Annotated in this window: 12 protein-coding genes; 2 read left to right on the top strand and 10 right to left on the bottom strand. The window is 33.4% G+C overall.

All coding sequences use genetic code 11. The features are described 5' to 3' along the window. Window positions 1-38: 38 nt before the first annotated feature. Complete coding sequence (locus tag OQ267_RS20225; protein ID WP_265837771.1) at window positions 39-254, bottom strand: helix-turn-helix transcriptional regulator; 216 nt, start codon at window positions 252-254, stop codon at window positions 39-41. 559 nt (window positions 255-813) lie between these two features. On the opposite strand from OQ267_RS20225, the gene OQ267_RS20220 reads away from it, so the two are divergent. Then, window positions 814-1,902 (top strand): acyltransferase family protein, encoded by a 1,089-nt coding sequence (locus OQ267_RS20220; protein WP_265837770.1) that lies wholly within the window; start codon window positions 814-816, stop codon window positions 1,900-1,902. On the opposite strand, the gene OQ267_RS20215 is transcribed toward OQ267_RS20220, so the two are convergent. The 3 genes from OQ267_RS20215 to OQ267_RS20205 are packed head-to-tail and all read right to left on the bottom strand — an operon-like array spanning window position 1,903 to window position 4,294. Next, a complete protein-coding gene (locus OQ267_RS20215) occupies window positions 1,903-2,715 on the bottom strand; it encodes a DUF4422 domain-containing protein (protein ID WP_265837769.1) in 813 nt (270 codons plus the stop codon). Further along, window positions 2,708-3,826, bottom strand: a complete 1,119-nt coding sequence (gene glf / locus OQ267_RS20210) for a UDP-galactopyranose mutase (protein ID WP_265837767.1) — start codon at window positions 3,824-3,826, stop codon at window positions 2,708-2,710. Before glf ends, OQ267_RS20215 begins: the two co-directional genes overlap by 8 nt. Before the next feature lie 42 nt (window positions 3,827-3,868). Next, window positions 3,869-4,294, bottom strand: coding sequence for a glycosyl transferase family 90 (locus OQ267_RS20205; protein WP_265837765.1), 426 nt, complete (start codon window positions 4,292-4,294; stop codon window positions 3,869-3,871). A gap of 503 nt (window positions 4,295-4,797) precedes the next feature. Here OQ267_RS20205 and OQ267_RS20200 point away from each other — a divergent pair. After that, on the top strand, window positions 4,798-5,667 hold the full coding sequence (locus OQ267_RS20200) for a glycosyltransferase (RefSeq protein ID WP_265837763.1): 870 nt from the start codon (window positions 4,798-4,800) through the stop codon (window positions 5,665-5,667). Here the strand turns inward: OQ267_RS20200 and OQ267_RS20195 are convergent. The 6 genes from OQ267_RS20195 to OQ267_RS20170 all read right to left on the bottom strand — a co-directional run bounded on the left by OQ267_RS20195 (window position 5,664) and on the right by OQ267_RS20170 (window position 12,655). Beyond that, a complete protein-coding gene (locus tag OQ267_RS20195; protein WP_265837761.1) occupies window positions 5,664-6,470 on the bottom strand; it encodes a DUF5672 family protein in 807 nt (268 codons plus the stop codon). The genes OQ267_RS20200 and OQ267_RS20195 overlap by 4 nt on opposite strands. 1 nt (window position 6,471) lies before the next feature. Further along, entirely contained in the window at window positions 6,472-7,296 is an 825-nt protein-coding gene (locus tag OQ267_RS20190; RefSeq protein ID WP_265837760.1) for a glycosyltransferase family 2 protein, read from the bottom strand. Window positions 7,297-7,438: 142 nt separating this feature from the next. Continuing rightward, entirely contained in the window at window positions 7,439-8,602 is a 1,164-nt protein-coding gene (locus tag OQ267_RS20185; protein ID WP_265837758.1) for a glycosyltransferase, read from the bottom strand. 11 nt (window positions 8,603-8,613) lie between these two features. Continuing rightward, complete coding sequence (locus OQ267_RS20180) at window positions 8,614-10,443, bottom strand: ABC transporter ATP-binding protein (RefSeq protein ID WP_265837757.1); 1,830 nt, start codon at window positions 10,441-10,443, stop codon at window positions 8,614-8,616. Between the two features lie 215 nt (window positions 10,444-10,658). Then, window positions 10,659-11,717: a glycosyltransferase family 4 protein gene (locus OQ267_RS20175; RefSeq protein WP_265837756.1), complete on the bottom strand. Its 1,059-nt coding sequence runs from the start codon at window positions 11,715-11,717 to the stop codon at window positions 10,659-10,661. 59 nt (window positions 11,718-11,776) lie between these two features. Beyond that, window positions 11,777-12,655: a glycosyltransferase family 2 protein gene (locus OQ267_RS20170; protein WP_265837754.1), complete on the bottom strand. Its 879-nt coding sequence runs from the start codon at window positions 12,653-12,655 to the stop codon at window positions 11,777-11,779. Window positions 12,656-12,685: the final 30 nt, after the last annotated feature.

Below are 12,685 nucleotides of genomic sequence, written 5' to 3'. Positions count from 1 at the left end.
CAATAATATTGATGCCCTTTTTGTTGTATAGGAAATATTTAATTGCTATTGAATTTTGAATGCAGAATGATTTCATGAATGGAAATCTCGTAAAAGTCGGCTATTTTTTTTAGTTGGGAGAGTGCAAAATCAATTTCATTATTTTCCCATTTTCTGTAAGCTACCCTGCTTATTCCTATGATATTGGCTACGTATTGCTGAGTATACTGGTGTTCATCTCGATACTTTCTTAAGGTATTTCCTATATCTAACATACTGAGAACTGATAATACAACTACTAATGGTAGTTATCCGGGCTATCACTTAGAAGGAGTTGAGGGTTATATATATAAATCTGAATTTCCAGGGACAGTACCTTTGTACAGGTATTATAATTGGACAGAACATTATTATACAACAGTTTCTGGCAGTTATCCTGGCTATCACTCTGAAGAAATTGAAGGATATCTTTATAAAACAAAGCCGTAAAATTTTAATCTTGTAAACAAAAAAGTTTTGCCAGCATATTCAACAAACCTATGCCTGAATATTTCTATTTATCAGAATTTTTAAGCTAGCACACTATAACATCAAATAGGAATAGAAAAAATATGCTGGGTAATTATAGTAAGCAAATAATTAGCAATATAAAGCCCCGAATTTTTAGGAAATAGTGGTTGTTGAGAAACTGTATATAATTATGGCATATTCAGATTTTAATAATCTTATTTATTATTGTAATATTTCTCTATACATAAATGTTAAAAAAGTCATGAATTAATTCATGACTCTTTTTTTTATAGATATTTGCCCATCAACTATCAAAAGCATTTAATGGATACTGAATCAACACATAAGGCCGCACCAGAAAAAAAGAATTTCAATTTCGTTGATACTATCAGGTGCATCTCTATGTTCGGCATAGTCTTCGAACACTCCGCAGTATTGTGGGGAATAAAATATTCGGCCACTTGCGATACTTGGCTACAAGTAGTTACCATGCAGTTTTGGAAATTTGCAACCATTGCCTTTTTTCTGATCGGTGGCTTTCTGATCAATTATAAGTTTACAGAATATACACCAGGGCAGTACTTAGTTCGTAGGTTTAAAAATACGATTAAACCCTGGCTTTTCTGGATATTGTTCCTTGTAATTGCAACCTTAATACAGCGGATTATAATTGCATCAAGGGGTGGTGATGCCGTTTTTGTGATAAGCCCACTCGCTTATTTTACAGAAGAGTTTAGGTACATTCTATTTGAAAGTAGCTTTTGGTTTATCCTAAACTTTCTCATCTGTATAAGCATTCTGTTGATTTTTAAAAGGCATTTATATAAGCTTTGGTTTGGATTGATATGGGCTGCAGTTTCGCTTATATACAGTGTTAACCTCTATTTCGAATGGTTTGTAACACATCATTCAGCAGCCTTGTTCGGTTTTGTATTCTATTTGTGGCTAGGCGTATACCTCAACAGATATTATGAGGCGGTAATGAACTATATCAAAAGAATAAAATGGTCGTACATTGGTGTTGTCAATGCGCTGTTCTTTTTCTTATCCTGCTTGGAGGTGATTTACCTTGCTAAACATGGGTCGAAGGATGAGTATAATACGCTGCGGATCTCAAATATCCTTTATTCTCTAAGCATGTTCGTGCTGCTATTAAAGATGGGCAGCGTGAAATTTATTGATAAAAAACTTGAGCCACGCAAAACCACATTTGGTATTTATCTATTGCATCAAATCTTGATTATCAGGCTAATACCTGAAATTTTTAAGTGGGATAAATGGAATATCACCACTTTTACGGTAACTGAGAATATTTTATACTCCATGTTGCGTTTTGCATTGGTTTATGGACTAAGTTTCTTTTTAACAAAACTTTTGTTAAAAACAAAGTTAAAATGGACCGTTGGCGGATAATTATATTAAGTATATCGACGGAAACTCTACTAATTCTGCTTTTTTCTGATAAAGGTAAAAATTTAACAAACGTTCTGAAAAGAAACCGAAAATTCGGCGTTGATATGGGTATTCGCTTAATTTAACCACTTTTTCCAGTTCTGACAGGATGGGGAATAGCCATGCACAATAATCTGAGAATGTGTTTTTATCTGCAATAAACATATTACAGCAGTACATCGTGTCTGTACTATTAAAAAAGTCGTCGAAAGACCGCGTTTGATTGGGGTACATCTGCGTAACCACATCCCTCATTAAATACCAGTCTTCTTTAATGTGATAAAAGATATAGTGATTTTTGATTGAGCATCTGCATGTCATGTCAATACTCAGTGGTAATGCTGTAGGCACAATTATTTTGTTGGCTATCAATTTTTCCAATAATGCATCTTTTACCTTATCTGAAGCAATAAAATCCAGCGTTTCCTGGCTAAATTCTTTCTCATAAAGTGGTCGCTCATCAGTTATTATCTTGGTCTGGAACAGTTTCTTCTTAGTGATGATTTCGGGAACAATAAAATACCTGCGATAATGGCTCAATCCAACCCATTTACAGTCAAAGCTGTTAAGATTTTGCCATATCCAGTACAAAGCAGTAAGCTCACTGTAAGTGCTATTCTTATCCGCTATATGGTGTCCAGTATTGTCGGCTATAAAGCCAAGGTCAATGCCCGAATCATCTTTACCTACCTGTATGGGCACAATATAATCGCATACAGGCACAGGGTATTCCTTGTGGAAAACAGAGAATATTTTTAGTTCGGAACTACTCATTTTTTAATTCATTTTTCGACTTTACCAGAGCCGATGCAATTACTTGGTGCATATCATAATAGCGGTATTCGGCCAATCTGCCACCAAAAACCACTCTTTCTTCTTTTGAAGCCAAATCCTGGTATTTTCTTAAAGTATGCATATTTTTCTCATCGTTCACTGGGTAATAGGGCTCTGCATTTTTGGCATCGTTAACCGGATATTCTTTTGTAATTACCGTTTTAGGCTGTGCGCCAAATTCAAAATGTTTATGCTCATAAACACGGGTATAAGGGGTTTCTGCATCTGTAAAATTCATCACGGCGTTGCCTTGGTAGTTTTCAGAATTATGTACTTCCAGCTCGTATCTTAAACTTCTATACTCAAGCTCGCCAAAACGGTAATCGAAATAGGCATCTATCTTTCCTGTGTATACAATTTTTTTTGCCAAATTTATCCATTCGGATTTATTATCAAAAAAATCGGTATTTAATCTTATCTCAGAGCCAGTTAATAAACCATCTATTATCTTGTTGAATCCACCAATGGGGATTCCCTGGTACTTGTCGTTAAAATAATTATTGTCGTAGGTAAACCTTACAGGAAGACGCTTAATAATAAAAGCTGGGAGAGCTATTGCTTTTTTCCCCCATTGTTTTTCTGTATAATGTTTAATCAGCTTCTCATAAATATCTGTACCCACAAGTTTTAAGGCCTGTTCTTCCAGGTTTTGTGGCTCTCCTATATTCAAATGTTCAATCTGTCTGGCAATTTCTTCCTTCGCCTCTTTCGGGGTTTTTGTTCCCCAGAGCGAATAAAAGGTGTTCATGTTGAAAGGCAGGTTATATAGTTCTCCCTTATAATTGGCTATGGGTGAATTAGTGTAGCGGTTAAAATCAGCAAACTGGTTTACATAGTCCCATAAAAACTTATCATTCGTATGAAAAATATGGGCACCATACCAGTGCACATTTATATCTTCAATTTTTTTACAATGAATATTTCCCCCTGTGTGATCCCTTTTATCGATAATGAGGCATTTTTTGCCAGCATTGGTCATCTCATGTGCGAAAGTGGCACCAAAAAGTCCAGAACCAACAATTAAATAATCATATTTTTCTTCACTTTTCATTTATTATTATGGCTTATTGATTCTTTTTTAAATAATTAGATTTCATCTTAGCAACCGCACACTGGTAGGTGAGCTTCTCTTGGCAAATTTTAATGCGTTATCCTTAATCTGTTTGTAAAGCATAGAATCTTTCTTGATCAGGTAGTATTGTTTTGCCAGATCACTTAGGTCATTCTTTACAGGAATATAATGCTCATTGGCCTTAAATCGTAATGGAATTATTCTTTCCATTTCCTGTAAAAATACAATCCTTTGGCTGTAAAAAAGAAATTTTAATTGAGCAGAGTAGTTATTGCCTTCCGCGTAGATTAAATCTCTGTAACGGGTATCTTGGGTCATGGTAAAATATGGAGCATCCTTTTTATAATCATCCACATAAGTATTCTTAAAGTCAAAAATCTTTGAGGCCTGATTTCCGTTTCTTTCGGTTTCTCTATGATTATATTGGTTTTGACATTTCCGGCCCAAAATATGCATGGGTTGGCCCAGGTTTCTATTCCTTTGGCATCAATTTCTGCCACTGTCTCCGAAAAACTGTTGATCCCTGCTTCTTTCCAGCTTTCAGAGGCAAAATCAGGGATCAGAAAATACTGCTTTTAAACATCGTCTATGCAATAATAAAAGAATCGTCTTCATAATTGCCGGCAGGTTTATCAATGATAAAAGATTTAAAGCGCAGGATCTTATCGATAACCAGTTCTTTAAGGAAGTCGATCATGATCTTTGCCGTGGCCTGTTCCCTGGTCTGGATCTTGCCTACTAGGTTAACCGCCGTAAAACCGTTTCTTTTTTACGAGCTTTTAGATGTGGCCATAAGTTCCTGTGTTTTTTCTAGAAACTTATGGGTAATGCTTGTTTTATTGATCTTCTTTATAAAGAAATGAGGTTAAACCCATGCCAAATTATAAATTTGGATGCAAAGGTATATGATTTTCTATAATAGGTACTGTTTTTATTTTACTTTTGAAGAGATGATATCAATAATTATAGCCTCCATAAATAAAGATCAGCTTTCTGATGTTAAGGAGAATATTGCCGCAACCATAGGATTAGAACATGAAATTATCAGTTTTGATAATGCTGATGGAAAACGTGGATTATGCGAAATTTACAATGAAGGGGCAAAGCGGGCCAAATATAAGCTACTTTGCTATATGCATGAGGATATCAGTATTAAAACTAAAGACTGGGGTATTATTGTAGTAGATATTTTTAATGAAGATCAGAAAATAGGATTGATTGGCATAGCCGGAAGTAGTTATAAAACTAAAGTTCCGTCTGGATGGTTTTGTAGCGCTGGTGAAAAAAAAATCAATTATGTTAATATTCTTCAACGCTATAAATTTAGTGAAGAGAAAACAAAACACATTTCTCAAAACGTAAAAAATGAAAAATATTCAAGTGTTGTTGTTGTTGATGGAGTTTGGTTCTGTACCAAAAAAGAGATAGTTGAAGCTAATAATTTTGATGAGGAAACATTTAAGAAGTTTCATTGTTATGATCTAGATTTTTCACTTCAAGTCTATAAAACACATCGTGCTGTTGTAACTTTTCAAGTATTATTAGAACATTTCTCAGAAGGAAATTATTGTAAGACCTGGATAGAGGAAACATTAAAATTACATAGAAAATGGGCAACTGATTTACCGATAGACCTAGAAGGGTTATCAAAAAAAGAAATTTTCTTTGCTGAAAAATATTCATTCAAATTCTTTCTAAAGCAGATGAAAATATTTGGATATAAAAAGATAGAAATATTCAAAATATTTTGGCGAAGTAAACTAAGAAATAACAACTTTAGTCTATTTTTAATGTTAAATAAAGAAATTTGGCGCAGTTAAATCTGATAACCTGCTTCTTTAAAGTAAGGTTTCCAAAAACGGATGTTTTTATCCCATGCGTGGCAACCAAAAGGCACATTTCCTTTAATTAAAGTCATTGCCCTTTGTGGAGCTGTTTCAATGGAAAAGTTCAATGCCTCTTTGTAAGTAGGAATCTTTATTCTTTTCTTCTTTCGATTTACTTCTATGGTCCAAAACATGTCTTCGTTATAATCGCTGCTGTTCTGGCCAACATAATTTTCTACGAGTTCTTTTTCTTGAATACAGACATTATAAAAAGATTTAACTTTTCTCAACGAAAAGCCTCCATTGCCGACATAATTGTACAATTGTCGCTCTATATCAGGCTGACCTTGTTTATCAAGTAAATTATATCTTCTGTGTAAGTAGGATCTAAGCTTCTCTTTCGTCTGTTTAAATAAAGTTGGAAATTCTTTTTCTCTTAACCATGGAGCCCCTATATAATCATAACCTAAGCTGCACCAATATTTTAATTCATTTTTAAATACGAAAGCATCCAATTGATAGATAAGTAGATAGCTATAGTTCAAGAATTTTCCATAAAAGAATTCCGAAAGCATTAAATTGTTGTAACTAAACACGCTCTTAAAATAAAAACTTGGGAAAGACACCTCGTTATAAGAGAATCCTATCTGTATATTCGATATTTCTAAATCATCTGGTTTAAGTATTACAATATCATAATCAGACAATAACTTTCCGCATTGAGTCAAAGCTATCTTTTCATAGGTTGAAAGCTCGGGCTTATAAATTGGTATTACAATTACGCAAGAACTATTCATCTTAATTTCTATTAAATTTTGGTAAAAATAAAAGTATAATATTCATAAAGCCTTTCAAAATTTTATAGGCTATCGGATGCTTTTTTATATACAGAAATTGTTCTGCCTTTTTAAACTTTATCTCTTTCAAATATTCATAATCCTTAACAAATTCAGGAAAATATCTATTTAAAGAAGCATCTCTTTCTTTATTGATTTCTGGATGATTCTCTGAATTTGCGGATATTCCAGTTCCATCATAATTTACAATGACACAATCTAAGTGTTTATATGAAGCATCTCGTTTACAGATTGCATAAGTGAAAAATTCCCAATCAGATACAATTTTAAAATTTTCGTTATATAAAAAAATATCTTTAAACAGTTTTGCCTTAATAAAACTTGCTTGATGGGAGATATTTTGTTCATAAAAAAAAGCGAATTTTAATATTTTAGGAAAAGTTCGAATCTCTTTTTTTATTCCATCAATATGTAGGATATCTCCATAGTAAATATCATATTCACCATTTAATTCAGCATTCAATTTCTCTAAAATAGTATTATCAATTAAAGAATCCCCACTATTTAAAAACATTAGATAATCACCTGTTGAAATCTTAATGCCCTTATTCATTGCATTATATATGCCACTATCAGGTTCAGATATAAAATAGCTGAAAAGTGAAGAATATGTAATAAGGATATCTTTACTTCCATCCGAACTATTTCCATCAATAACGATAAACTCAAAATCTTGCCAAGTTTGCCTTGCCACGCTTTGAATTGTTTTTTGTAACCCTGTCTTATTGTTGTAATTAATCGTTATAATCGATAATTTTTTACTCATAATAAAAACTTTGAAAAAATATACTTTTACCCACTATTAATGATTGTATTACAATACTTAAAATATCTTGATAGAAAAGGCCTTCCATCACACTTGCTTACGACAAAAAGATTATTAAACGCTCTCGTTTTATTTTGAATGATTAAACTATTTCAAAAACAGTATCGAGATTTCTATAACAGCGTTCCCTTTCGTAATTCATACTAAAGGCAGTTAATGCATTTTCTGCCTGGTTTTGATATTCTGATTCGTCTGTTAATAATTTCATGATATTATTTCGGAATGCAACTGGATCATCACTTACCAAACAACCATTATTGGTTTTGTTTATCAACCCATCGATTCCTCTGGTATTACAAACTATAGGTAAGCCATAAGATAGGGCCTCTACTACTTTTATTTTTGTTCCGGTACCTGTTAACATCGGGCATAGCGCTACTTTAGCATTTTGGTAATAGGTTGATAAGTCTTCGGCAAAGTTTACAGAAATAATATTAGGTGCCTTTATTGAAAGATGCTCGTTTATCTGTCCAATAACGCATATCTGTATATTGCCTGGTAACAATGGGTATACATCCTTAAAAAACCAATTGGCAGCCCTTTGATTATGTATATTATCGCTTGCTACATATATCAGATCTAATGATTTTTCTTTAACAGCATGAAGATTTTCTGGTTTATCCAACATCATTGGAGCTAAAACCACTTTATTTTTGCAGAATTGACTAAAGATATACTGTTCTTCAACAGAAATAGCTAAAGCAACATCAAATAAAGAAATTCTCCTGATTTCTTCTTTAAAAGATTGCCCAATATTATTTTTATTTTGAAGTTGAGCCGTTATAAAATCGTGTGTATCAATTACTTTTATCGATTTTTTTACAAAAGGGTTATCTTCTACTAATTTAGCCCAACTGGCATAGTTGATATAGATGTAATCGTAATCATTTTTCTTTAAGATTTTTTTGAACGCACGCTTAAACCTTAAGGTTACCAATTCAGGGAATTGAAGTGGAAAAAACCAAGCCTTATTTTGATAGAAAAAATTCGGAAGTTTATAAAAAAGAAGATAATATAGTATATTTTTTTTAGAAGGCTTTTTTTTAATTACGTAAGTATTATCAGCCAGTCCCGATTGCTCAAATGCTATAATATCTGTCTCGTCCCAACGTCCGGTATAATACTCGCTTACAAAATCAATTTCAAAGTTTCTTGATTTAAAGTAGCTTAACATACTTAACGCCCTGGTTCTATTTCCCGCATTTTTTTTAAGCGGATTATCAGGCATAAAAAATAGCACTTTCATGATCTAAATGTTTAGTCGTTAAAGGCCTGCATGTCAATTAACCTTCTGTATAATCCGTTTTTCAACATTAATTCATTATGACTTCCGCTCTCCACTACTTCCCCTTTATCTATTACCACAATTATATCGGCGTGTTGTATGGTACTTAAGCGGTGGGCAATTACAATCGAAGTACGGTTTTTCATTAAATTATTTAATGCATCCTGAACTAATTTTTCAGATTCAGTGTCTAATGCCGAAGTTGCTTCATCCAATAACATAATTGGCGGATTTGCTAACACAGCCCTGGCGATACAAACACGCTGCCTTTGCCCACCTGATAACCTATTTCCCCTGTCGCCGACCGAAGATTGATAGCCGTTTTCCGTATTTAAAATAAATTCATGCGCATTGGCTATTTTCGCAGCCTCGATGACTTCTTCTTCGGTTGCATGTGGTTTTGCAAAGGCGATATTATTAAAAATGGTATCGTTAAATAAAAATGAATCTTGATTAACCGTTCCCATCTGCGCCCTAATACTTTCTACCGTAAGTTCTCTGTAATCATGTCCGTCAATTTTAATTGTACCTGATTCTGGATCATGAAAACGGGGGATTAAATCCATTAACGTGCTTTTTCCACCACCTGAAGGGCCAACCAAGGCCACCGTTTTTCCTTTTTCAATGTTGATATTTATCGAATTTAGAATCTTTTTTTCTCCATAGCTAAATGAAACATCATGAAAGCTGATTGCACTGTTAAAGCCATTAAGTACTTTCGCATCGGGCTTATTAATTAATATTGGCTTGGTGTCAATCAACTCTAAAACCCTTTCACCTGCCGCAATACCAGAGTGGATTCCGCTAAATGAATCTGTTAAGGCTTTTGCTGGTCGCATTACCTGTGAAAAAAAAGCAATATATGCGATAAATTGACTTGTAGTTAAAGCACCTGGCTGGTTACTTATGATCAGATTTCCTCCATACCAAACGATTAAAGAAACCATCAAAACACCTAGAAATTCAGAGACTGGCGAGCCTAATTGCTGTCTTCGAACCATTTTTCTATTTAGATTTGAATAAAATTCATTTTCTTTCTGGAATTTTTCTTTAACTCTATCAGTTGAATTAAATGCTTTGATAATCTTGATTCCACTTAATGATTCATCCAAAAAACCAATCATCTTTGCAAATGATTCGTGAGATTCCTTCGCCTGCTGCTTAATTCTCTTAACTATTTTGCTAATAATAAAAGCAGATATTGGAATTACTAATAGTGAAAATAATGTCAGTTTAACAGAAATACTCAAAAGAACTATGATGTAGAAAATTAAGGTTAGAGGTTCTTTAAAAACAACTTGTAAAGTATTTGTAACCGTAAATTGTACAACCTGTACATCGGATGCAACTTTTGAAATAATATCGCCTTTACGTTCATTATTAAAATAACCAACGTGTAAATTCATGACGTTATTAAAAACTGACTTACGAAGATTTAGCAAAGTATGTACTCTTAAATCTTCCATAAAACGTTGAGAGAAATATCTAAAGAAATTTGATAGTAGAACAGAAGCAACAATAATGATACAGACATAATTTAAAGTTTCTGCCCTGCCATTAACAACAAGCGAGTGTGAAACAAAATCAGAAAACTTACCAGTAATATCAAAAGCAGAACTTGCTGAAGATACTACACTAACGTTTCCAGGCGATTTTGAAGGAAGCAATGTGTCAAAGAGTGGTACAAGTAGGGTAAGGTTTAACGTTCCAAAAAGAACAGCTAATAATGTGACGATTACATATGGTATTGCAAACTTTTCTATGGGCTTGGCAAAGGATAATAAACGAAAATAAGTTTTCATTGAGTATTGTATATATAGCGGACCTTAGGAAAGTACTAGCCGTAAAAAAAATATAATAAAGTTCAGGCAAATGTACGTTTTTTCACAAATATCGATAAGAATATGGTTCCTTACCTAATGAAGATTGTAATGTTTGAATTTTAGAATGTGAAAATGAGTATTTTATTGTTGTGGATACATTTTAAGAATTGAACAATAAAATTTATTTTTCATTCTTACTTTTTTAAGGTTTCTTCATATAAATTCAAATACTGATTGGCTGCTCTTTCCCATGAAAATTTTTCTGCCTGCAAAATCATTTCTTGATTGCGATTTCTTTCTTCGAAATCTTTCATACCATTATAAAATACTTTCTGCATACTTTCTGGTTCAAAGCTATCAAAGTAATATGCAGCATCTCCACCCACTTCTGGCAAAGACGTAAATTTGGAAAGAAATGCAGGCTTACCAAAATGCATCGCCTCAATTACCGGAAGACCAAAACCTTCAGCTACAGAAGGAAATAGGAAGGCACTACAGTTTTTATAATACCATGCCTTATCATCATCACTTATAGGGCCGGTAATATGTACTCTAGTTAAGCAATTGTATTTTTGGGCCTCCTCAATTATACGCTCCTTATGAGGTGTTTCTCTTCCACAGATTACCAGTTCAAAATCATTATCTTTTAATATTGCTGGCAATAAATGGAATCCTTTTTGTACTGATAGCAAGCCAATAGTAAACAAAAATTTGCCTGTTGGTTTAAATGCGGGCTGATGGTTATCATTAGCAATTAGCTTATCAGCACCATTATATATCACACTGATCTTATCTTCAGCTTCAGGGAAATAGTGTTTGACATCGTTTGCAACGAACTGAGAGATGCAAACTACTTTATCACATTGGGAGATAAGTTTACCTAGTTTTTTTAGATAAACTTTAATTCTATGTGGTCGGCTAAACTTTAAATGAACCTTATTCATATCATGAATGGTCATTATCTTTTTTGCATTTACCTTACTAGGTCTTAACCTGCAAGTTTGATCAGATAGGTGAACAACTTCAAACTCATTTTTTTTCCTGAAAAATAACCGATCGAGTTTGGAAAGATAGATGATATCAACGAGGCCATTAAAAAGGTATTGCGTTTGTTTAAATAAGTAAAATTTTAATTTAAATTTCCCTTTATTTTGTTGAATTAATGCGTCCCCTAGTCCCTTTCCAAAAGAAAAGTAGCCACAGTTGGCATCCTTCATTGAATCAAAAGTTACTAAAACAGCAGGCTTTTTCATTAATAATATCCTTTTTTTTAAATAAAAAATTCAGCAAATATAAGTAGTTATATTATTTACTACTTCACAATTTTATAGTTACGGTATTCAAAGAGACGCAATCCTGTTAAATCCTCAATTTTTTGCAACAACCTTCTTCTGAAATTCATTTTTGTGGTTTCTTTAGTTAAATCCTGCTCATATTTCCAGTTTGCTGCGGCAATTCGCTGTTTCATTACTTGTGGATGAGCCCCTTTAAAATGTACCAGGCGATCTGCATTGTGCATATCAAACGTTTGCTGGGCAGGATAATTCTCTTCAATCCATTCTTCTGTTTGATAAAACTGGTTAAAATTCCTGACTTTTCCTTGTAAACCTTGGGGTGGTTTTACCCAACCATAATGATAAATATAGGCATCTATTAATTTAACTTTCAATTTTCTGTTGTCAATTCTAAAACCTTGTGCATCGCGATAAGAATGAATGCCGGGTAGGTTTTTTAGAATCCGGACTTCCCGCCGATACCAGCGTCTTGATTCTGCCAGGTAATCATAAGAAGCATAAAAATGTTTATATTTTAGCAGAAGTGCTTCAATATGATCGTGATGGAGTTCCAGTTCCATCTCTTTTCTGATTAAAGGAAGATCATCTTCATGAATGGCTTCATCACCCTGAATGTAGATCATCCAGTCCGTATCTTTTGAAATTGCAGCAAGCGCTTTATTGGTTTCATCGGCAAAAACACGGCCGCCTTCGCGAATGGATTCTTTCCAGATGGTATCAATAATTCTGATTTTTTCAGAATCTATACTTTTAATCAGTTCTGCCGTTTCATCCGTTGAGTTTCCCAGGGCAATAATAAACTCATCACATAATGGAAGAACAGAAAGTATGGCTTCCTTTGCCGGATAATCATTTACAACTGCATTTCTTAAAAAGGTAAAGCCGGTAACTTTCATCTGTTTAAATGTGTTTTAGCAGTAATGAAG

The sequence above is a fragment of the Pedobacter sp. MR22-3 genome (assembly GCF_026240075.1).
GTDB lineage: Bacteria > Bacteroidota > Bacteroidia > Sphingobacteriales > Sphingobacteriaceae > Pedobacter.
Note: the sequence above shows the minus strand (reverse complement) of the source record. Positions and strands in the feature narration are given on the sequence as shown.